The organism is Moorena sp. SIOASIH (genome assembly GCF_010671925.1).
Classification (GTDB): domain Bacteria; phylum Cyanobacteriota; class Cyanobacteriia; order Cyanobacteriales; family Coleofasciculaceae; genus Moorena.
On record NZ_JAAHIH010000001.1, the window covers coordinates 20,975 to 42,900 of the forward strand.

18 protein-coding genes, 1 tRNA gene and 3 pseudogenes are annotated in these 21,926 nt (G+C 44.4%); 3 read left to right on the forward strand and 19 right to left on the reverse strand.

All coding sequences use genetic code 11. From position 1 onward, the window contains the following. The first annotated feature begins 20 nt into the window (after window positions 1-20). On the forward strand, window positions 21-305 hold the full coding sequence (locus tag F6J90_RS00105; protein ID WP_293090522.1) for a hypothetical protein: 285 nt from the start codon (window positions 21-23) through the stop codon (window positions 303-305). Here F6J90_RS00105 and F6J90_RS00110 read toward each other — a convergent pair. The 4 genes from F6J90_RS00110 to F6J90_RS00125 form a co-directional block, all read right to left on the reverse strand. Further along, window positions 274-1,137: an ABC transporter permease gene (locus F6J90_RS00110; protein WP_293091820.1), complete on the reverse strand. Its 864-nt coding sequence runs from the start codon at window positions 1,135-1,137 to the stop codon at window positions 274-276. The genes F6J90_RS00105 and F6J90_RS00110 overlap by 32 nt on opposite strands. 326 nt (window positions 1,138-1,463) lie before the next feature. Further along, complete coding sequence (locus F6J90_RS00115) at window positions 1,464-2,588, reverse strand: spermidine/putrescine ABC transporter substrate-binding protein (RefSeq protein ID WP_293090523.1); 1,125 nt, start codon at window positions 2,586-2,588, stop codon at window positions 1,464-1,466. A 221-nt stretch (window positions 2,589-2,809) separates the two neighbouring features. Then, window positions 2,810-3,949 carry an ABC transporter ATP-binding protein gene (locus tag F6J90_RS00120; protein WP_293091821.1) on the reverse strand — a complete coding sequence of 380 codons (1,140 nt, stop codon included), beginning with the start codon at window positions 3,947-3,949 and terminating at the stop codon, window positions 2,810-2,812. A gap of 241 nt (window positions 3,950-4,190) precedes the next feature. Beyond that, a complete protein-coding gene (locus tag F6J90_RS00125; RefSeq protein WP_293090524.1) occupies window positions 4,191-4,349 on the reverse strand; it encodes a hypothetical protein in 159 nt (52 codons plus the stop codon). A gap of 138 nt (window positions 4,350-4,487) precedes the next feature. Between F6J90_RS00125 and mrdA the strand changes: the two genes are divergently transcribed. Next, entirely contained in the window at window positions 4,488-6,266 is a 1,779-nt protein-coding gene (gene mrdA, locus F6J90_RS00130) for a penicillin-binding protein 2 (protein ID WP_293090525.1), read from the forward strand. 108 nt (window positions 6,267-6,374) lie between these two features. Here the strand turns inward: mrdA and ispE are convergent, their stop codons facing one another. The 15 genes and pseudogenes from ispE to F6J90_RS00205 all read right to left on the reverse strand — a co-directional run. After that, a complete protein-coding gene (ispE, locus tag F6J90_RS00135) occupies window positions 6,375-7,325 on the reverse strand; it encodes a 4-(cytidine 5'-diphospho)-2-C-methyl-D-erythritol kinase (protein ID WP_293090526.1) in 951 nt (316 codons plus the stop codon). Beyond that, entirely contained in the window at window positions 7,294-8,142 is an 849-nt protein-coding gene (gene rsmA / locus F6J90_RS00140; RefSeq protein WP_293090527.1) for a 16S rRNA (adenine(1518)-N(6)/adenine(1519)-N(6))-dimethyltransferase RsmA, read from the reverse strand. Before rsmA ends, ispE begins: the two co-directional genes overlap by 32 nt. A gap of 465 nt (window positions 8,143-8,607) precedes the next feature. Next, the gene (locus tag F6J90_RS00145; protein ID WP_293090528.1) at window positions 8,608-9,573 is read right to left on the reverse strand and encodes a CBASS cGAMP-activated phospholipase; all 966 of its coding nucleotides are present in this window, start codon (window positions 9,571-9,573) and stop codon (window positions 8,608-8,610) included. A 41-nt stretch (window positions 9,574-9,614) separates the two neighbouring features. Further along, window positions 9,615-9,980: a dihydroneopterin aldolase gene (gene folB, locus F6J90_RS00150; RefSeq protein WP_293091822.1), complete on the reverse strand. Its 366-nt coding sequence runs from the start codon at window positions 9,978-9,980 to the stop codon at window positions 9,615-9,617. Window positions 9,981-10,095: 115 nt separating this feature from the next. After that, on the reverse strand, window positions 10,096-11,337 hold the full coding sequence (locus tag F6J90_RS00155) for an RNA-guided endonuclease TnpB family protein (RefSeq protein WP_293091823.1): 1,242 nt from the start codon (window positions 11,335-11,337) through the stop codon (window positions 10,096-10,098). A gap of 332 nt (window positions 11,338-11,669) precedes the next feature. Next, window positions 11,670-12,350, reverse strand: a complete 681-nt coding sequence (gene plsY / locus F6J90_RS00160; protein ID WP_366513653.1) for a glycerol-3-phosphate 1-O-acyltransferase PlsY — start codon at window positions 12,348-12,350, stop codon at window positions 11,670-11,672. Window positions 12,351-12,562: 212 nt separating this feature from the next. Beyond that, the gene (locus F6J90_RS00165) at window positions 12,563-13,804 is read right to left on the reverse strand and encodes a DUF3086 domain-containing protein (protein WP_293090529.1); all 1,242 of its coding nucleotides are present in this window, start codon (window positions 13,802-13,804) and stop codon (window positions 12,563-12,565) included. Window positions 13,805-13,873: 69 nt separating this feature from the next. Then, window positions 13,874-14,263: a DUF3119 family protein gene (locus F6J90_RS00170; protein ID WP_293090530.1), complete on the reverse strand. Its 390-nt coding sequence runs from the start codon at window positions 14,261-14,263 to the stop codon at window positions 13,874-13,876. Between the two features lie 188 nt (window positions 14,264-14,451). Then, window positions 14,452-14,538: transfer RNA gene (locus F6J90_RS00175), tRNA-Ser, on the reverse strand. Between the two features lie 225 nt (window positions 14,539-14,763). Beyond that, entirely contained in the window at window positions 14,764-17,124 is a 2,361-nt protein-coding gene (locus F6J90_RS00180; protein ID WP_293090531.1) for a ComEC/Rec2 family competence protein, read from the reverse strand. Continuing rightward, on the reverse strand, window positions 17,124-17,603 hold the full coding sequence (locus tag F6J90_RS00185) for a DUF4079 domain-containing protein (protein WP_293090532.1): 480 nt from the start codon (window positions 17,601-17,603) through the stop codon (window positions 17,124-17,126). Before F6J90_RS00185 ends, F6J90_RS00180 begins: the two co-directional genes overlap by 1 nt. Before the next feature lie 583 nt (window positions 17,604-18,186). Further along, window positions 18,187-19,068 (reverse strand): hypothetical protein, encoded by an 882-nt coding sequence (locus F6J90_RS00190; RefSeq protein ID WP_293090533.1) that lies wholly within the window; start codon window positions 19,066-19,068, stop codon window positions 18,187-18,189. A gap of 279 nt (window positions 19,069-19,347) precedes the next feature. Beyond that, window positions 19,348-19,476 (reverse strand): annotated as a pseudogene (locus F6J90_RS00195) (IS200/IS605 family transposase); the annotation flags it as partial. A 297-nt stretch (window positions 19,477-19,773) separates the two neighbouring features. Next, window positions 19,774-21,031 (reverse strand): annotated as a pseudogene (locus tag F6J90_RS00200) (RNA-guided endonuclease TnpB family protein). Window positions 21,032-21,155: 124 nt separating this feature from the next. Then, window positions 21,156-21,248: pseudogene (locus F6J90_RS00205) on the reverse strand (RNA-guided endonuclease TnpB family protein); the annotation flags it as partial. Between the two features lie 51 nt (window positions 21,249-21,299). Between F6J90_RS00205 and F6J90_RS00210 the strand changes: the two are divergent. After that, entirely contained in the window at window positions 21,300-21,920 is a 621-nt protein-coding gene (locus F6J90_RS00210; RefSeq protein ID WP_293090534.1) for a GDSL-type esterase/lipase family protein, read from the forward strand. Window positions 21,921-21,926 lie beyond the last annotated feature (6 nt).

A 21,926-nucleotide genomic window follows, 5' to 3' on the forward strand; every position in this document is an offset into this window, starting at 1 on the left:
TAAATTTTTCATTTTTATAAATGCAACCCTATTTCCCTACTCCCTACTCCCTACTCCCTACTCCCTACTCCCTACTCCCTACTCCCTACTCCCTACTCCCTACTCCCTACTCCCTACTCCCTACTCCCTACTCCCTACTCCCTACTCCCTACTCCCTTTTCCCTTTTCCCTTTTCCCTACTCCCTACTCCCTACTCCCTACTCCCTACTCCCTACTCCCTACTCCCTACTCCCTACTCCCTTTTCCCTTTTCCCTTTTCCCTTTTCTATAGTGCTATGGCTGTGCTTTTGGATCACCATACTTAATCAAAAGTGCGATCGCTATACTTACCACCAAAATTAACATCATACTCAAAGCTGACCCAAATCCCCAGTTTTGAGTAGCTCCTAAAAACTGGTTATAAATCAATCTTGCTCCAGTCATACTGGATGCTCCCCCTAGCAATTCCGGATTAACAAAATCCCCTAATCCAGAGATAAATACCAGCAAAGAACCTGCAGCAATTCCTGGTAGAGTTTGGGGTACAGTTACTTTCCAAAACGTTTGATAGGGATTTGCCCCTAAATCCGCCGCCGCTTCTAACAAACGTTTGTCTAACTTTTCTATAGACGCATAGAGAATCAAGACCATATATGGCAGAAAGCTGTAAGCCATGGCAATCAATACAGCAGCACTACGATTGAGCAAATCCAACCCTGGTAGTCCAATACTAGTCAGTACTGTATTGAGAACCCCAGTCGGTCGCAGAATGGTAATCCAGGCATAAGAACGCAGTAGAGAAGATGTCCATAACGGTAAGATAAAACCCAGCAGCAGTAAATTTTGCCACCGCTTGGGTGCTAGCTGAGCAATCCAATAAGCCACGGGAAATCCTAGCACAAGACAAATCACAGTGGTTCCCATGGCCAAAAAAAGCGATCGCCCCATCACTTGCAAGATTACTGGATCAAATACCCGCAAATAATTATCAATACCAGACGGATTGACCACATCTCCTGGTCTAATGTTGGGTACCAAACTTAGTTCAAAAATCACTAGGGTTGGCAGCACCAACAACAAAGCTAACCATATACCTGCTGGACTGAGCAATCCTAGGGGTTCTAACCACTGCCATCGTAAGTGTCTCTTATCTTGCATAACTGGGGATTCAGCAATGTTCTCAGTAACGCTTTCAGTGTTATTTATCATTAGTTTTTAATCATTATTTATTATTCATTAATCCAAGACTTATAGCATTTTTTTTTAATGCTATATTATGATATCTAGATTTAAAACATTTAAAAATGTGAATGATTATTTAGGATTTTATCACTATAAATTGGAATTTAATTTGTTCTATTATATAGCATTTTTCAATAGCGTTTCGCTCTTTTTGAGAGGTATTTTGAATGGTATGTTTATTTCTGCATTTCCGTACTAGTTTCCTAAACTGTAGGGTGTTGAAAAGGGCTAATTCCTAACTCCTAACCACTGGTCAACTGAGTCCAGTAGCGGTCATAAACTTCGCTAACCTCGTCAACAGGTGCAACACCTTCACAAAGTTCTAAGGCTGATTGTTCTGGAAACAAACTTGGATCCTCTTGGATTTCACGGGACAATAGCTTAAAGGCTTTTTGGTTTGGTGTGGCGAAGCTCAACCGTTCACAAATTTGAGCAGCAACATCTGCTTCTAACATAAAGTTAATCCAAGCGTAGGCACCCTCAAGATTGGGAGCTGTTTTGGGAATTGCCAAGGTATCGGTCCACAAGGAAGAACCGCTTTTCGGTAGCACATACTGCAAATCTGGGTTTTCTGCCATGATTTCAGCAGCATCGGAGGAGTAACACATCGCAACCCATAAATCCCCACTCAGGATTTGCGATCGCCAAGCATCAGAAGAAAATGAAGCAATACTTGGTTTTAACTCCACCAACGTTTCATAGGCCTTCTTGATCTCCTGTGGATTGGTAGAGTTGTACGAGTAACCCAACATTTTCAAGGTGGCACCCATCACTTCTCGCACATCGTTGAGCAAAGTCATCCGTCTCGATAATTTATCTTTATATTGCCAAAGATAGCTCCAATCCTCCGGTACCGTAGATAGTTTTTTGGAGTTGTAAATCAAACCCGTTGTTCCCCAGCTCAGAGGAATACTGTGCAAATTGTTGGGGTCATATATGGGATTGAGGAACTTAGGAAACAGTCGATTCATTCCGATGATGCGTTCAAAGTCCAGTTTCAGCAACATATCCAACTCCACCATCTTCCGCACCATGTAGTCAGACGGGTAGATAATGCTATAGGCTCCGCCCCCAGAAGCCTGAAGTCGAGCAAGCATAGCTTCGTTGGAATCAAAGACATCGACTACAGCTTTGATTCCACTTGTTTCGGTAAAGCGGTCTAGTAGCTCATCATCGGTATAGTTAGTCCAAGTGTAGATAAATAGTTTATTTCTGTCACCTGGTGAAGGAGGTGTTGGTCTGACCTCAGCTAGAGTCCAGCCACATCCAGACAAGGTTAGACCTGATAGGGTAGCGACCGTGGCTAGCTGTAAAAAGTTGCGCCTTGTAGGGCGTTTTAGTAATGATTGTCGATCCTTAGAAAGCACGATTGAAAAGGTTGAAGGTTGACGTTTGTTTTTGCCCAGGCGTCCGAAGTAGGGTAGGTTGAAGAAAGTTATTCACAACGGATTACCCATTACCCATTACCCGAAAACGGATAGGATAATTAATCCAGCGGATTTTATCTAGTCAACAAATAAAAATCTCTTGCTCTACTCAGCACTATTTTCCAAGGAAACTAGCCTCAAAAACTACCGAAATCCTCAAATTATTCCTCCAACACTCGACAATCCGTGGGTGCCCAACGAGCATAAATTGTCGTGTGAGGGTCTGGTAACTTGTTATTGGTGTTGGCAAGTATGACTCTAAGACAGTCGCCACTGAGTAACTCCACCACACATTGAATATGAGTACCCAGGTACATCGCGTGTTTGAGACGTCCTTCAAAGCAATTCATTGTAGTAGTTGGGGGGGAAAGACTCAGGCGAATTTTCTCTGGTCGTACACCTACTACAATATCCTGAGCATTAGAATTATCCAGGACTTCTCTAACGGATGGAGACTCAACCACAATCTTTATACCAGTCTTGGTGGTAATTTCGAGTGTGTTGGCATCGGACCGTTGCAGACGACCTTTAAATAAATTGGTATCACCGATAAAGTCCGCCACAAAGGTTGTCCGAGGATTTTCATAGATTTCTCTGGGGGAACCAACTTGCTCAATTTTACCTGCACGCATCACAGCGATACGGTCAGAAAGACTCATAGCTTCTTCTTGGTCGTGGGTCACCATCACAAAGGTTAACCCCAGGTCTTGATGGAGATTTGACAGTTCCACCTGCATCTGTTTGCGCAGCTTGAAATCTAGCGCTCCCAAAGGTTCATCCAACAACAGCACCGCTGGTCGATTAACTAATGCTCGGGCTAATGCCACTCGTTGCTGTTGACCCCCAGACAATTGAGGGGGATACCGATTCGCCAATCCCTCCAGTTTCACTTGTTTGAGGGCTGCTTTGACTCGTTCCTCAACCTCCAATGGGGGTAGCTTTTTTAGCCGTAGACCGAAGGCAATATTTTCCGATACACTCAGGTGATTGAATAGAGCATAACTTTGAAAGACAGTATTGACAGGTCGGCGGTGTGGTGGAATATGATTCATCGAGCGTCCCTGAATCATTACCTCCCCAGCTGAAGGCATCTCAAATCCCGCTACTAAACGCAAGGTTGTAGTCTTGCCACAGCCAGACGGACCAAGAATGCTAAAAAATTCTCCTCGACGGATAGTTAAGTCAACACCACGAACAACAGTCTCGGTGTCGAACACTTTAAAAACCTTCCGGAGTTCAACATCAAGTTTAGCTGTAGTCGTAGTAGTCGGACGTGGTTCTTTAACAGTCGTTTGAAACATGGTGGTTATTTCAGCAGTAGTGATGCCCCCAGAGTCATGCCTCGTCTGTCTGCATCTGTGCAACACGGTTTCTCTCCTTGGGTTTATTTTATCCTCCAACCTAAAAATACTCCTGCGGTAGCTAAACAGATCTGCACTGATCCAGTAGCTGAGGTGCAGAAGTAAATTGCTGGGTATTAGCCGTAACTAGGTATTAAGCTAATGGTAAGAGCTATTAGAACAGGGGCAGATCAGAGCCTCCTTAATCAAGGCTTTGGGGCAGATCTAGGTGAATCAGTGTGGGCAATCCCAAGGGCATGTTCCAATTCTGCTCACTACACCCGGTCACCCTCAACCCCATACCCAGTGTTAACCGACAAGCTTGGGGCGTGAGTCCTGTTGTTTTGTTGTCAATTGTCAATCCTTAATTCTTAATTGAAAAGGGGGACTTATTCGGAATTAAAGCCAATAGGTTACTGGGATTGATCACAGACTATTCGCCTTAATTGCCCAATTCCGTGTTCTCCAAGTCCGATTCCCCATTCTCAGACCTCTGACGATGACATTAATTCAGCCTTCTTTATCTCCATTTGCAGTATATCGATCTAATTCCCGCACTGTCGGACGCAAATACCAATCCGTAGTGATTATGGTACTGATTAGCCTATTCTTGCTGGGGGGAATTGGTTCCCGTTTAGCGTATTTACAGCTAGTTCAAGGGGAACGCAACCAACAGCTGGCAGAAAATAACCGGATTCGTCTGATTCCCAAGCCCCCTATACGGGGCAATATTTTTGACCGTAAGGGAAGAGTATTAGCTAGCTATCGGTTGTCTCACTCGGTCTTTGTGTGGCCGATGGTTCTTAGGCAGGAGCAATGGCCCCAAACTCGCAAACGCCTGTCCCAAATTTTGAAGATACCAGACGCTGAGATTCAAAAGCGTCTGGAACAAGCGGGCTATAACTCTCCTTACCTACTTCGGATTGCCCGTGGTGTTACTCCCGCTCAAGTTACTGCCTTGGCTGAGTACAGCAATGAATTACAGGGGATAGAGGTGGATATTGATGCCTTGCGGTACTATCCCCATGGACAGCTATCGGCTCACGTTCTAGGTTATACTGGAGAGTTGGACTATGAAGAGCTGCAACGGCGTAAACCTGACGGCTACCGCCTCGGTGATGTGGTTGGCAAAATGGGGGTGGAGAAGTCCTATGAGCATCTGCTACGGGGAGAATGGGGCGGTCAGCAAGTAGAAGTTGATGGTGCTGGACGAGTCGTCAGGGTTCTGGGTCAGAAACAGGCAAAAGCGGGTAAACCTATCCATATAACCATCGATATAGACGTGCAGAAGGCAGCCGAGGCAGCATTAGGCGATCGCAAAGGGGCAGTCGTGGCTATAGACCCCAACACCGGTGCTGTCCTCGCAATGGTTTCTCGTCCAACCTTTGACCCGAATATTTTCTCGACTCGCATCACCTCAGAAACCTGGCGAAAGCTACAAGGCAGAGGGAATCCGTTTATCAACCGGGCAATGCGAGGGTTTCCTCCAGCCAGTACATTTAAGGTGGTCACGGCTTCGGCGGGTATGGAATCTGGTCGGTATTCTCCCAAAACTGTTTTACAGACTTATCCTTACCTGTATGTCGGTGGTCATGCCTTTGGGGAGTGGAACCGAGCCGGATTTGGTCCAATGGGATTTGTTGGTGCTATGGCTTGGAGCAGTAACACCTTCTTTGGTCAAATCGGTCGAGGGGTTGGGGGGAAAACCCTGATTGAATGGGCTCGTAGATATGGCTTTGGTGAAAAAACTGGTATTGAGTTATCTGGCGAATCCAGTGGTTTGATAGTGGATGATGCCTGGAAGCGGAAAAACTACAATTGGGGATGGACCGTTGGAGATACCATAAATATGTCTATTGGTCAAGGGTTTACCCTAGGAACACCCTTACAATCCTCGGTGATGTTTTCTGCAGTTGCCAATGGCGGCTATCGGGTTAAACCCCACTTGCTCAAGAACAATCAGGATGCTATAAAAGGGCGAGTGTCCATCAATATGAAGCCATCAACGATTCAGACCCTGCGCCGAGGATTGCGAGCTGTGGTGACTGGGGGAACAGGAGCGGCATTGAGGGTGCCAGAGTTGCCTCCTGCCGCTGGTAAGAGTGGAACAGCAGAGGCTCCTCCTGGGAAAGCTCATGCTTGGTTTGGTGGTTTTGCCCCCTATGATAAACCCGAGATTGCGGTTGTTGCTTTTGTGGAACATTCCGGCGGCGGTGGAGGTTCAGTGGCAGGACCAATTGTGCGCCAGGTGATGGAGGCTTATTTTAAACATAAATAGTCTTAATTATGTTTAATGACCAGGAGACTATGGTTAGTCATTTTCGACTTAGGATTAACCAACTCAAGGCTAACTAACTCAGGGGCTAACTAACTCAGGACTAACCACTCAAGGTGTTGACATGATCTGAATCCCCTGACTCGATAACTTGGTCACCCAAAACTCTAAATCTGGGTCAGTAATCTTAATGCTTACTTTCTGTTGAATTTCCTGGGCTTGCTCTTGGGACTCGCACAGGGCAAATACCGTCGGACCTGAACCAGACATCATGGTTCCTATGGCACCGCTATTCTCAAAGGCTTCCCGTAGTTGCAAGACTTGGGGGTGATTGGGTAACACCACTTTCTCTAAATCATTGCGCAGTAGTGAACCAATCTGTCCCCCATCCTTATTAAGGATTGCCTTAACCATTGAACCACTATGAAAACGATTAGCACGGGATTCTAAGTCCTCAGGCTCCCGGATATAGGTTTCCCCAAACTGAGCCCGATAAGTCTGATAAGCCCAAGCAGTAGAAACCATCAGACTGCGGTATTTCCCCAACACGACATATAGAGAATCCAGTCCCGGTAGGGCAGACAACCGCTCACCTCTGCCCAGAGCTAGAGCGGTGCCACCAGCAAGGCAAAACGGCACATCCGATCCAAGCTGTGCTGCCAATTGTTCTAATTCCGGGTGGGTTAGTCCCAATTGCCACAACATATCGATTCCTACTAACACAGCCGCTGCATCCGTTGAACCACCAGCTAGTCCAGCGGCTACAGGAATTCGCTTGTGGATAGTAATTTCTACACCGCCCAAGTTAGCAAAGTACTCAGGAAACTCCTCCCACATCAAGGCAGCTGCTTTATAAGCGAGGTTGCTTTCATCCGTTGGGACTTGGGGATGATGACAGTGGACTTTAATCTCCTGTGTACCAATGGCACGGATGTCGATTTGATCAGCTAATTCGATGCTTTGGAGAATCATTGCGAGTTCGTGATAACCATCACCCGCATCACCGATGATTTCCAAATACAGATTGATTTTAGCTGGGGCATTTAGGGAGTATGAATGCATTCTTTATGGTGATCTGATTCGCTAGGGCTATCCATTGAGCAACACTAAGGTCTTCGGCTCGGGCTTGAGGGCTTATTTCTAATTGTTCCAGCAATTGGGTGATGCGATCGCGTTCGATTACAGATTTTAAATTATTGCGCAACATTTTTCGTTTGCTGGCAAAGCCCAGTTTCAATAGTGTCTCCAAGCATCTGGGGTCAGAAGCTGGTGGTTCAGCTAGGCTCGGATGTAACCGTACGACAGCGGAATCGACCTTGGGGGGAGGAGAGAATGCCGACCCAGGTACATCGCAAATCAATTCACATTTGGCGAGATACTGCACCCGCACTGATAATGCCCCAAATGCTCTAGAACTCGGTTTGGCATATAACCGCTGAGCTACTTCTTTTTGCACTAGCAGCACGATTAAATCAAACCCTGGCACAGCTGGCTCAGTAATGGTACCTAGCAACTTTTCTAGAATCGGACCGGTAATATTATAGGGGATATTGGCAACAACTTTATTAGGTTTTTGGAAATTGGAAAAGTTAGCTAACAATGTATCTAAGTCTAAGGATAAAAAGTCCCCTTGCAGCAGTAAAAAGTTATCTATCTTACCGAGTTTTTTAACTAAAAATCGGCACAAGTCTCGATCAATTTCTACCGCCACTACAGACTGAACAAAAGGCAGTAACCGCTGGGTAAGAATGCCAGTACCCGGACCAATTTCTAGAATGCGATCGCTTTTTTGTAAATTAGCGGCTGTCACGATTTGGTTCAGTGCCTCTTCGCTACGCAGCCAATGTTGAGCAAATTTTTTACGAGCTTTTAACGTCATTGCCCAATTTTATAGCATTTATCAATTCGGTCCCCAATTGGTAAGCTATCAGCTATCAGCTATCAGCTATCAGCTATCAGCTATCAGCTATCAGCTATCAGCTATCAGCTATCAGCTATCAGCATATGCGCTACAGATGGTGCTACTTGAGGTGCTTTTGAATAAAATAAGCTGACGGCTGACAGCTGACGGCACCTCAAGTAGCGTGGGCGTAGCGCATATGCTTACCTTTCAATTATCATTAATCTGGAACTATTAAATTCTCCCTAAAGAGGTTTATTTTAAGCACCTCAATTCGCGTGAGCTTTTAGCTGACGGCTGACGGCTGACGGCTGACTGCTGACTGCTTACATCACTTCTAATCGAGTTGATCCCATAAATGTTACTTTTGAATTAACCAGTAACAAGTAACCAAGTTCCTTGAATTATCAGTAGTAAACCGACCAACAAGATTTTAAAGGTTCCTCAATGGATTTTCAGGAAGTTCTGGAACAAACCTTGGTTTTGCCAGGCGTAATTCTTGGCAACACGCTTTAACTTGGCAATATTGCTCCGAGTCGCATCATCCATTGTGTCATTAGTGATTTGCGGTTGTAGACGCAGGTAACGAGAAACTGTTGCATCCTCGGATTCTAAGCTACCCATCAACTCTTTGGTAATATACCGGTGAATGTCAGAAGGAGCATCAAATAGCACTTCAATCAATCGTCCTTGCCATCCCCATTGTCCCAATCCCCAGCCTTTAGCTTTTTCCCAAGGAATGGAGCGGTTGGATTCTCCTGTGCCAATCGAGATTATAGAAATTTCCTCAAGGGAATGATTTAACCGGATCGCTTCAGCTAATGCACAGCTTGAGGGATTATTCGCCCCAACTCCACCATCAATCGCTGAGTAAGTCTTGCTTTGAGTCTTGAGTTGATGGGCTGGAAAATAGGTGGGGGCAGATGCGGAACAGACACAGGCTTCCCACAAGGGAACATGGAAATAATCTTTGTCTTCACGCCAGCTTTTAAAGATAATCGGCATGCGACTCATAGTGTCGTAGGCTGTGATCAACAGCCGAGGTGAATCGTAGATATCCGACAGCTTGGTCGTTCCAAACTGTTCTTTCATCACCTCAATTAACCCCTGATTGGAGTGTTTAGGAGCAGAAAGACCATACTTAAGGATAACCTTCAGCCGCTTTAGTGAAAAACGGCTGGTGTAGCGGAAAATCCTTTCCCCTTTCTGTTCATAAAGTCTAATCATCTCCCGACTGGGGATGCCAGTGGCAATCCCGGCAGCCAAGATTGAACCAGTGGAGGTACCTGCAATTAAATCAAAATACTTGTTGAGGGGCTGGTTAATATCTTTCTCCAATTCCGCCAAGATTACTGCTGCGATAACGCCCCGAATACCACCGCCATCTAAGCTGAGTATGCGAAAAGTCATGATCCCCCTAAAAAACCACGATGTTGAATTATTCGTCCTACCTACCTATTGTGACGGGTTCTAGTCACTTCCAGGGTGATCTTACCTCCAAAATCTGGAATGGGGGCACCAGGTTTGCTTAACTGCACCTGGACTTGCTCCACCTGATCGAATTCTAGGATCGCATTAGCAATTTGAACTGCCAATTTTTCGATCAGGGCACATTTTGAGGTTTTAACCAAATGCTTTACAGTATCAATAGTTTGCCGATAATCCATGGTATCGCTAAGGTCATCACTTTCTCCCGCAGGGCTTAGATCTAGCCACATGGTCAGGTCTACTTCAAACCACTGTCCTAGGGTCTGTTCTTCGGGTAGGTAGCCAGTGTAGCCGTAGCAGCGAATATTGCTCAGTTTAATACAGTCCATCATTTGTCAAGTTTTCCCTCATGTATCTCCTATCACCAACGTAAACGATTGCGATTAGCGCTACTACTTTGGGCTAATCCCGTTCCAAATCTAATGTGTGAACTACCCCAACCTACTACGTAGAGGTTGGGGCTTCCAGTTTCACGGAAGAATGCCTTAACTTGGACGGGCGTCCACGTCTTGGTCTTACTTCTTCTCCACTGGCGTTGACCTCCCCCGTCCCAGAGGAGGATAGCATTCTGATACCTTCTGCTCTGATATTTTTTGCTGCATTACCGTCCCTATCATGATGAGTCCCACAACTTGGGCAAATCCAAGCCCTTATATCTAGTGGCAACTCTTTTATTCGGTAATGACAATTAGAACATGTCTTGGAACTAGGGAACCATCGGTCTATCTCAACCAGTACTTTTCTCTCTTTTTCACATTTATAAGACAGGAAGTTTACAAAAGTTCCCCAGCTTAGATCAGATATTGCCTTAGCTAATTTATGGTTACGAACCATGCCCTTGACATTCAGGTTCTCAACTACTACTACTTGGTTGTCATCAACTATTTTTCTGGATAGTTTATGTAAGTAGTCTTGGCGGACATTTCCGATATGTTCATATACCTTAGCTACAATTTTACGCGCCTTTTTACGCCCACTGCTGCCTTTCTTTTTTCTGGCAGCGATGCGTTGTTTTTTGGCTAACTTCTTTTCGGATTTTGCTAAATGTTTAGGATTGCTGAATTTAGAAGTCTTGTTGCCGTCGTAAGTGATCGCAAAATCCTTGATTCCTAGATCAATACCAACAACCTTTCCCTCTGTAAATACTTTGGCGTTTAGTTCCATAGGAACGGCTGCGCCAACAGACTCATACTCCATCAATACTGAAGCGTAATACTTCCCAGATGGGTCTCTACTGACTGTTACAGTTTTTATTCCCCCATCTAATGGGCGATGAATTACTGCTTTGACAATGCCCAGTTTTCCTGGGAACTTTAAACAGTCCCCAACTTGTTTTACATTTTGGGGGTACTGAATTGATTGACGATGATGGTATGACTTGAATCTAGGATATTTGGCTCTGCCCTCAAAGAAATTTTGATATGCACGACTAAGATTTAGACTCACAGATTGTAAAACCTGAGAATAACAATCTTTTAGCCATTCAGTCTCTTTTTGCTTTTTGAGTTTTGGCAGCATGGAGTTGAGTGCAGATTGTTTTAGCCCAAAACCTGTTTCTTTGTAAGTTTCTATACACTGATTTAAGGCATAGTTCCACCACCAACGAGCACATCCAAAATGCTGAGCTAATACTTGGACTTGCTCTTGTGTGGGATAGATTCTAACTTTGACGGCTTTATGTTTCACTGCACTCAACCTTACTATCGACCTTGTTTACTATTATATAAATTTCGCAGTAAAATGTCAAACTTTGAAGTCAAGTTCTCGGTTCGCTATCCATCCCCAACCTACTGCGTAGAGGTTGGGGAATTCCGCGACTCTTGTTAAAAATGAGAATTGCTGGAATCTAATACCAGAATTTTTGTCTCAATTCAACCCCTAGCATACACAACCATATCTCTTGGTGTGCGTTCACGCTTAGCTTTGAAAAAGCGCGGGGTCGCACCGCTGCGTGAGTCCGCTCCTTTATTAGATTTGTACTCAAGCAATCCATAACCAGGGATTTGTGTTTTATAGTCTTAGTCTGTTCCAGTCTCTAAGGATACTGCTGGAGAAAGGGGTTTCCCGATTTGGGGTTCGGTACCTGTAAGTAGACGCTGGATGTTACTGCGGTGACGGATGATGATATATATGCCAGCAGCAAGACCAAATAACTCATAGGCAAGAGGAGCTTTGGTAAGGTACATCAGTAGGGAAACAGCGATCGCACCAGCAATGGAACTGAGAGAGACGATACGAGAAATGGCCAAGACTACTGCAAATACACCTAGGGTTCCTAACCCTACAGGCCAAGACATGGTGAGGATAACACCTATACTGGTTGCAACAGATTTACCTCCGGTGAAGTTTAGCCAAATGGATTTACTATGACCAAAGATAGCAGCAAACGCAGCTAATGCCACTAACCAGGGTTGCCAGGTTTCAGGCAGTAGGGAAACGTCTGTCAGGGTATAAAAGCCATTGACTAGACTAATAGCAGCTACTCCTTTCAAGGCATCAATCAGTAATACCACCACTGCTGGTCCTTTTCCCACAGTTCTCAATATATTGGTGGCACCGGTTGATCCAGAGCCATGCTCGCGAATATCAATATCTTTAAGCCAGCGTCCTGCTAGGTAACCAGTAGGCAGAGAACCTAATAAATAGGCTGAGATTACTAGTAGCCCACTCCAAGTTAAGTTAAGTACCATTGGTGTCATGTTTAAAATTTTAACAAGATCCGACAATAATTCCCCGATCACCACCGCGACGGGTAGCAGGGCTGTAACATTGCTGACTGTCTTGATGCAAAGCGCAAGTGGGAGAAACCCCCATCGGACGGACTGCATCGCTTTTTCAGTTCGCTGAACCTCCCGAGTGGCAGTAGTTTCGCCCCTGTTTTGCTAAAATTAAAGCCAGTAAACTAAGTAATTCAATAATCGTCATAGGTATACATCTGCCGAGGATCAGGTGCAAAAGCCAACCATAGGGGAAATTGCAATAATGAGAGACTGATTTTATCTTCGGTTTCGTCAACAATGATTAAGGCTAACTGATCCCGCTTGATCAGTCGTTCCGCTTTTTGAACCAGGGCTATTGGATCTTCAAATAGAACAACTCCCCGTTCTGGACCAAAATCACTACGGGAGATTCCTAGGCAGTCCTGTAATCCTCTGCGCCATTCTCCCAGTCGTTCTGGGGTGTTGGCAAGTACAAGGGTACGTAGCCGATTGTCGTATAGTGTCCGCAACACCGATATAACCGCTGAGGCAATCAAAACATTTTGTAAGCGGCTCCCCATAGTTTGCAGCGCACCACGACCACCTTGGGAAAAAAACCACTGAGATACTTTTTCAGCGTGAATTGGCTCAAAGGTACGACGCAGTTGCCAGGGAGGACCATAATAATCTGGCATTTTGCGATATTGATCCAACAGCTGACGAATCTGTCGGACTTCGTCTTTAAAGGCTTGTTCGGCAAATTGTGGGTTGCCTCTGGTGGGGGGTGGTGGGGGTTCTTCTAATGCTGGCCGTGGTGTTTCGGTTGGCGGCTGGGAGAGTTCCAGTTGTTCTGCAGCAGCAGCTAGGTCTTGTAAGGAGCCAACCAAATAATCTTTAAAGCCTTGAACCCGAATGGCTAGCTCTTGAGATACACCGGCAAAACTGGTGCGCATTTCTTCACGAATGCGTTCCCGGCGGCGTTCTAGTTGCTCAATAGAAATTTGCAACTTTTGCTTGCGTTGCTCCAGTTCGGTCAGACCTTCAAGTATCATCCGCTCCACAACTGCTTGGGTGGTTCCCAATTCCTTTGAAACCAGTGACTGTTCATGGTTTTGCAGATTGGCAATTCTCTGTCTCAACTCCTGTTCTTTTTGCTCAAGTTCAGCCACAGTTTGAGCTAAGCTAGCCATTTTTTTGGCTTGATCTGAAGACTGCCCTAGTTTAATTTGACTGACTTTATCCTCCTGCAGCGGCTCACTTGACTGTGTGGCTTTAGCTTTGTCATGGTCTGATAGGGTCAGAGAAATGGGAGGAAGGTCGGGAGCTTGAGAGTTATCCCTAGGAGTAGCCCTATCCTGATTTGGCAAATTTGACTCCTGTGAATTATATAATCCCTTAACTGCTTGGTTTTTATCTTGCTCTTGTTCTGGGTTTTGTGGGTCTTCGGAATTCATTTAAACTTATTTCTTAATAACTTATTCACTAACTACCTAAGCTCTACTCTATAATTGGAGGTAAGCCAGTTATACTTTAGGAAAGTGTTCTTCTAGGCAAGTTCGTAGCAGCTTTGGGTCAAAGATAATTGGTAGAAAGTGAATGCTTTTGACTTCTGAGAAATAAAACAAAATCGGTACTGATGTCCAGAAGATTTCCCAATTTTGCCATTCCTGATAAGGAAAACGCCGGATCAGGGTCTCGGAGCGATAAATATCCAAGGCGGTTTCAGTAAATTGCAGGCGTATGGTTACCGCCTGAAACAACAAGAAAAAGCCCAACAAAGCGATCGCTAAACTTACCCAGGGTTGTATGAGCACTATTGTCACTGCAGCAATAATCAACACTATAGGCAGTGTGTAACTTGGAGGTAGTTCAACGGTTGATGTTGATTTTGGAGAATAATCAGCAGAAGTCACTTCAATTAAATCCCGAGCTGATAAACATGAATCAATATATGAATATAATCTAATTCTAAGCCTATATTCCCAACTTCTTCGATCTTCCCAACTTCTTCTATGGCATGACAGTTAGCTAATCTTACCTACTACCAGTATGTAGCACATGCCTGAGTAAGATTGACCCAAAATTGATTTAAATCCCTGTACGGAGAGGGGGGGATTCGAACCCCCGATGGCTTTGACACCATAACAGATTTCGAGTCTGCCACCTTAAACCACTCGGACACCCCTCCATGATCTAGTCAAGCCGCACCCCAGACTTCATCTGAAATTTGAACACAAAACCCTGGAATTTGTCAAGCCTGCCGTTTAAAACTCAGACATGGCTAGGTAGTCAATGTTCCCTGAGCTAACGGATTGAATTGACTATTTCGCGCTAGGTTTTTTAGCAAACAGCGATAGCAGTCAGATCAAGTCCAGTGGCATAGGGAATTGTATAGCGGGAAATGGGATCACCATCAAGGAACATCAATGTCTATCTCAATATCTTCAACAGTAGTCTTAAAACCACCATCCGGTGTCCACTGGATAGCACCATCACGGCCTGTCCAATAGAGGGTCATCTTAGCATTACGCATTAGTTTCGCGGTGTAGGAATCCACTACATTCGATGATGCGATCGCAATTTTTGGCTGCAGGGCATCGAGGAATTCTGGCCTCAGACTTTTTCCCGACCACCAAAGTACTTGTAGCTCAGGGAAACGGATGGTTTTGGCTAACTGTTTTTGGAAGCCTGGTTTGAGGTCTCCTAGGAGTAACCAATTTTGGTCAATGATGCGCATCAGCAACACTGGTGGTTCAGTGTTGACTAATTCTATTGATGTAGAGCCAACAGAGAGTATTTCACCCACAGGAATTGGTTGGTAGTAACCCTGCCTAGATGCTACTGCACTAGCGATAGAGTTACGGGTGACAATATCGTTCCAATTTTGAGCCTGAGACAATGGTCGTTGTAAATCAGTGTTATCGTAGAATGTGTCGATCGGTAAACTACCTAGAACCTGAACCCAACCACTTCTGAGTTGGGGCTGCTTGTCGAGAGCAACCGCCCAATTAATATGATTGATACCTTGCTTTTGCAGAAAAGGCAGCACTGTAAACCTTACTGTATCAGGGTTGCCACTATTGAGCAACGTTACTTGTCCCTGGTCTTGAATCACTAAAATTTGGTCATTTCCTGTAGCTAGCACTGTAACTTGAAACAATTTTGACGCTTGTTGCCATTGGGGCAACACCACCACAGTGACAGCAACGAGACTAATCAGCCACCAACGAGGATGTAACCATTTAATCAAGCAAGCTAGAGCAATTAGCCCGTAGAGGAATAACAGTTGCCCTAGGGAAATTTTGCCCACCGCTACAGAACTTCCTGGCAACTGATTGAAAAATTGCACTAGTCCCATCAGTCCATGGGTTGGGTAATACAGTAACCAAGCCAGTCCACTTCCTGCTGTTGGCCAAATTAGTCCTGCCAAGGCACTGACAATTCCACCCAAAGTGATTATAGAAATTAGGGGTGTAGCAATAACACTAACTGGTATAGAGTAGCTGGCAACAACTTGAAAAACATACAGTTGCAGGGGTAGAGTCCAAACTGCTGCTGCAATTGGCACAGCAACTAGGGATGCGATCGCAGGTGGCAACCAATCCAAACGTTGGATAATCCCTGGTGCAGTGACTAGTAATCCTAGGGTGGCCAGAAAACTCAGCTGAAATCCCAAATCCCAGATCCACAAAGGATTAAATAGGAGTAACAGTGTTGCTGCTAACAAGAGTGACCCTAAAGGCTTAACTTTCCGTGCCGTCACTAATGCAATTAGGGCACCCACCCCCATCAGAGCCGCCCGCATTACTGATGGCTGCAGTCCAGTTAATGCCACGTAAATTAACAGTACACTCAAGCTAATACTGAACTGCTTTCCTTTGCTTAAACCCCTGGTAACGGCTAAGACAAAACCCAACAGCAAAGATACATGGAATCCAGATGCTGCTAAGGTATAGGCTAACCCAGCCTGAATAAATTGATCGCGGATATCGTAGGGCAAATCAACAGCACGACGTCCTAAAACCATTGAACTGACTAACGGACCTGTGGGAGAGCCTAAAAAGCGAACTTGGGAACGGATAATACGTTGTCGCAGTCTCCACCATCCCCAGGGTTTGCCAATAGTTTCCTCATCAAAGTTTATTTGACGCCCACTCAAACCAGCAAAAGCCCCTTGACGAGCAAGATAGGCTCCAAAATCAAAGGCTCCCGGATTAGTCACTGGCTTGGGTTTATATAAAACCCCAGTTACGCTAATTATCTGACCTGGATATATCCCAGTTCCTTGAAGTAATGGCACAGTTACATACAACTTGCCTGTCACTCCTTGACTTATCGCTCCCCCATCTTCGCGACTTTCAATTTCAGTTAACTGAGTAGCTTGTAACCAAAATTGTGTACGCTGATTTCGGGTCAGGCGAGGCATACTCTCCACTTTGCCTTCAACCTTAAACAGTTGCTCTGGAGCAATGCTATTGGTTGAGGGGACATATTCGCTAATGTCATTCAGTTCTGGTTGTGGTACCCGCAATTGAAAATAGACCACCGCCAAGGCCGAGATTAGTCCTGCTGCTACCCATAATCTTGGTTTTGGTCCTGTGCGCCAGAAGCTGGGGAATGCGATCGCAGCCACTATCCCTGTGACAACGAATCCTGTTACCAAAGCTCTGTACTCTTGCCAGGGAATCTCACCAGTCGGTAAGTTGAGAATCCCTGTAGAAACTAAGCCGAGAATATAAGCAAGACTTATTACTGTACCACTGGCAGGCTTCATCAGATCGATAAACCTAGCTTTAAGCCCAAAACAACATGAAGCAATAGCAGGCAAAGTGCCATACTTCCTAAGTAGGCATGAACGCTACGCACCAATGGTTTGTTCCCGCCAAAGCCAGTCAAGGCAATCACCCCATTAGCAGCCAGCAAAATCAGTACGATTGATCCTGTCCAAAAGTGGGGGCTTTCGAGAATTGGCTGATACTGCATTACCAGAGACAAAACCCCACCCGTGTAGCCACCTGCGATAAAAATGAACATCCAGGGTGCTATTTTTCGATGATCACTGCGACTCTGTAGTGCTATTTCAGGATCAGATACTACTCGGCCACGCCATCCTGCTATTCCCACAAAGCTACCCATAATCAATACCACAATTCCCATCATCAATGGGTGTCCCCAATGCACCACTGGCTCAGGAATACCTAAAATCCTAAATTGGTTAGCAATTGGTTCTAAGAGCTGACTGAAATTTCCCACCAGTTTAAAACTATCCTCTCGATTAAGGTTTACCTAGCTTAAGTAACCATCTTTGTAGCATATTCACCATTTGATTGGGCAAGAAACTCTCAACATGCCCAGATAGTGATGTTTAGATTCCTTGACACTTGCCTCAAACGAGGAAACAGACAATTTCATTCACTCGCAGCTCAAGGTGAACAAACGATCACGCCAGATCATAGAAGACTGTCCCTGGTCCAAAGGAGACCCAGGGCTTTAGCCCCCAGGGCAAAGCCATCTAAATTTTTTTTGACAAATTACTTTGACTATGCATCGAAGACTTGAAAGCACACCGCTAAGGGTATCTCTTCGAGATCCCCATTTGTTAGAGGGCGATGCGGCATAGCCGACGCTACGCGAACACTTACTAGCTTATTAGTGACAATATTAGTGACAATAATTTAATAACCCACATTGCTCACTCCTCACTCCTCACTTCCTCACCCCGCCACTGCCACTATTTTTTTGATAATGATAATTCTTTTAAAGAAAACTAGTAATACTAAATAGGTGCGATTACCCTGGCAAATTGAGAATTCTTATATATCCAAATTAGTATTTACTAATTTTTTTCTATCGCTAAGGTAGCTTTAGAGTTTTTTAGAGCAATGCCTTTACTATAGACAAGCCAGGTAAAGATGACTAATCCAGCTTCGGTTCCTACTAAATCGTGAAGGATATGAAATAAAGCATTAAAAGTCACTTGTGGGTCAGTATAGGGATTCCCTCCAAACTTATCTAGAAGAAACACAAACGTTAAATTGACTCCAACTGAAAAAATTGGGAAAAGAATAATTTTCCAATCTTGGAGTATTTTATAGCCTCGATAGGTCAACACACCCAAAACTAGAGTAAGTGCAATATAAATAGGAATCTTAAAATTATCGTTACCGGCTTGATAACCTAAAGGGTACAAAATTGAAACAACTAACAGACTAATCGCAAACACAATATTAATTAAATTGGTGATTATAGTAGTCTTCTCCACTAAACCATCGGCCCACAGCGCAAATGCTGAAATCAAGAAAAAATAAAACATGAAATTCAGCATCGTAAAATCGTTTTGATAATACCAGCATTGGGTGACGTGCCAACCAATTTCTGAAGCGATCGCCACCATCACAAAAGCTAGACCCAGTTGGGATGCAAAAATACTTCTCGATGGCAGTCCTAAGTTTTTTAAACTGTTGTAAAAAATTCTCATCGCCAGAGGGATGAGGGCAAAAACCAGAACGTGGGTGATAATTAATCCCAGTTTCCAACCACCGACTATACAGGTTCTAGAGGGGTCTGTCGGGGATTCTGCGATTCCGGGCAATGTGGCGAGAATATAGCCAAATCCAGCTAAACCAATTAAGAAGCAGAGTGCAGTAAACCCTAAGTTGGTAGTAAAAATCTTGCCATCGTTATTTTCCTGGGATTTAGTAAACTGCTTTGAAGACATTCATACAGCTCCTGCTCATAGACAACTAAAACAAATCGCCGAAATCGCTGGAGGAGTCTCCCCACAGCCTGATATCAACTACTAATTCTCTCACAAGAACTATCCCTGGAATCTAATAGTTAAGATAAATTTTAGGTTATCATTGATAAATGTTAAGTAACCATCAAATTTATAATGATTACGTTACATATCTTTGTTAATATATAGATTGCTTTACAAGTGTGATGGGTAAATCCCCTGTACTTTAATCGGGGGATATAAGCGAACGGATGAATTGATTCATCGGTGATGTGGGTCGTTAATGTACGCTAAAACTTTGTGAGTGCTAATCTGGCCAGTGGTGTCAAACATATACGAATGTGTCCACAAACTTGGCAATCTCAACAGGTCTGGAAATTATTGTCTAAGCAATAATGATATTCGTAATTGGTTTGTTCATTGCTGTTACTATACCTCACGCTTACTAGGAAACGCTATAGTATGAAGCAAAAATTATCCCCAAAATTGACCTTAATCGCCGCTTATTGCATCAGCCTATTTGAGTTTTCTCCCACCGCAGAGGCGCTCACCATCGATCAATGGTCTCTCAAGATTATGCCTTTGGGAGACTCAAACACTCGTGGGAAAGCATTGGATCGAGCCGGATATCGAGATGACCTGTGGGCATTGTTTAAAGATAATGGCTATAGATTGACACTCCCCGGTCTAAAGACGCGGGGATTCTTCGCTCAACGACCCGACTTGCTGAACCTGGCCGGAACCAAGAACAGTAGAGGCCAAATCTCCCGAAGTGTTCGGATCAAGGATCCAGGTTCCGGTGTGCCCCACCGTACCCAAGGCTTTTTTCAGGATGTTGACTGCGGCGTTGTGGTCTCGGTCTAATTTACAGCCACACTTACAGACGTGAGTCCTAGTTGATAGTGACTTCTTGACTACCTCGCCGCATTCTGAGCAATTCTGGCGCGGTCTAGCGGGATTCACTGCAACCGTTACTCTGCAAAACTTTCTGCCAAAATGCTCTAACCATTTCCTAAATTGATACCAACCTGCATCATTAATAGACTTGGCTAAACAATGATTCTTAACTAGGTTCTTTACTCTCAAATCTTGCCTTACGGCACGCTGCGCGAACATAGGCGACCAAGTCGTTAGACCGGATTACGCAACGTGCCAGTCTCTTGGCATGTTCTATGCGCTTCGCGCAGGCTTCGCCAACACGTTGCCTACTTATTTTGAGGTGTTGCCTACCTAGTCTATTAATTGCCTTCTTTCGGTTAGCAGAGCCTTTCTTTTTTCGAGAAACTCGACGCTGATAAAACTTTAATCGCTTTTCCCCCGTCCTGTAAAAACGGGGGTTAGGTTCAGTGTTCCCTCTAGAATCGGTATAGAAGTCTTTTAACCCTACGTCCAATCCTACAGTAGCGTCAACCGGGTCTAATTGTTCTTCGTTCGTCACAGAGATGCAAAACTGAACATAGTAACCATCAGCCCTCTTAACAATGCGAACCCGTTTGATTTGCTTCTTGTCGAAGCGCCATAAGTCCCAGGTACCCTTGAGTTTTAGCTTTCCTATTCCTTTCTTGTCACTGAATGTAATTGATTTATTGTCAGGGGAAAGTTTCCATCCTGATTGCTTATATTCGACAGAGCGACAGTGTTTTTGAAAGCGGGGAAAACCTTTCTTTCCAGATACCTTTTTCTTGCAGTTTTCAAAGAAGCGAGAAATCGATGACCACGCCCTTTCAGCCGCAGCTTGTCGGGCAGTAGAATTTAACTCATTGGCAAAAGGGAATTCTTTAGCTAGTATCTTGCAGTACTTGCTAAGGTCATATTTTCCTGTTCCTTTGTTATCCATCCATAAACGAATGCAGCTATTACGGATAAACTTAACTGTCCGAATTGCTTCGTCTATAGCTTGATATTGAAGGGATTTACCATATGCTTTAAACTCTATTATGATCATCAGAACTCGACCTCTTATGTGATATTGTTACGCTAACACAGTTAGCGAAAACCGTCAACTCAAAATCAAATCTTTTTCACGGCGGCTAAAGACCGCTGCGACCCTTCATCCCGGAGACTAAACCTTAGAATAGTGCAGCATTACAACAATATCTGTCACTTTTGATGCATAGCCTACCAACTATAAAGGCTGCACTATTCTTGCGGTAACTTCTGACCCGCTCGCTTTGTGACGGGGCTTTCGGGTATCGGGGATTTTTGTAAATTTTGTGGGAAGCGCTACCTCAGAAAATCCCGAAATAGTTTTAGGCCAAAACAACACATATGTGTTTGACAAAGACCATCAAGGGCATGGGGGATTTGCCATAGCTGGTGTTGGAGCATCTAATGCGTGGTCGGATTTAAACTCCGAAATAGAAGATTGGCTGAAGCAGGCAAGACCGGAGATTGTCTTATTAATGGCTGGCACAAACGACATCCTTTTTCAGAATGAAAGTCCTGAAGATACGGTCAATGAAATGATTTTACTCATTGATAAAATTCTCGCCTGGTCAGATCAGGTATATTTGTTTGTCTCTTCAATTCCCCCCATTAACCCCTCTGCACTGCAGGATGGTACTCTCAAGACTCAGAAAGCTGATAAATACAATAACCTATTGGCAAATTTGCTGAGGGGAGAAAGTTATAAAAACAAGAACATTCGATTTATTGATAACCGCGATATATTCACCCCTGATCACATGCTTGAGGATGGTATTCACCTAACCCCAGAGGGTTACAAAAAGTTGGCTCAGGCTTGGTTCAAAATGATGATCGGCATCCGTACCAGGGAAAAGCAACATGATATTCCTATAGATGTTCCCGTTGAGATCGAGATCTATAGTAATTGAGAAAAA

Bases quoted from the DNA above. Each gene is read 5' to 3' on its own strand.
- F6J90_RS00105 (WP_293090522.1), top strand. From the start codon at position 21: ATGCAACCCTATTTCCCTACTCCCTACTCCCTACTCCCTACTCCCTAC.
- F6J90_RS00110 (WP_293091820.1), bottom strand. From the start codon at position 1,137: ATGCAAGATAAGAGACACTTACGATGGCAGTGGTTAGAACCCCTAGGA.
- F6J90_RS00120 (WP_293091821.1), bottom strand. From the start codon at position 3,949: ATGTTTCAAACGACTGTTAAAGAACCACGTCCGACTACTACGACTACA.
- mrdA (WP_293090525.1), top strand. From the start codon at position 4,488: ATGACATTAATTCAGCCTTCTTTATCTCCATTTGCAGTATATCGATCT.
- ispE (WP_293090526.1), bottom strand. From the start codon at position 7,325: ATGCATTCATACTCCCTAAATGCCCCAGCTAAAATCAATCTGTATTTG.
- rsmA (WP_293090527.1), bottom strand. From the start codon at position 8,142: ATGACGTTAAAAGCTCGTAAAAAATTTGCTCAACATTGGCTGCGTAGC.
- F6J90_RS00145 (WP_293090528.1), bottom strand. From the start codon at position 9,573: ATGACTTTTCGCATACTCAGCTTAGATGGCGGTGGTATTCGGGGCGTT.
- folB (WP_293091822.1), bottom strand. From the start codon at position 9,980: ATGGACTGTATTAAACTGAGCAATATTCGCTGCTACGGCTACACTGGC.
- plsY (WP_366513653.1), bottom strand. From the start codon at position 12,350: ATGACACCAATGGTACTTAACTTAACTTGGAGTGGGCTACTAGTAATC.
- F6J90_RS00165 (WP_293090529.1), bottom strand. From the start codon at position 13,804: ATGAATTCCGAAGACCCACAAAACCCAGAACAAGAGCAAGATAAAAAC.
- F6J90_RS00180 (WP_293090531.1), bottom strand. From the start codon at position 17,124: ATGAAGCCTGCCAGTGGTACAGTAATAAGTCTTGCTTATATTCTCGGC.
- F6J90_RS00190 (WP_293090533.1), bottom strand. From the start codon at position 19,068: ATGTCTTCAAAGCAGTTTACTAAATCCCAGGAAAATAACGATGGCAAG.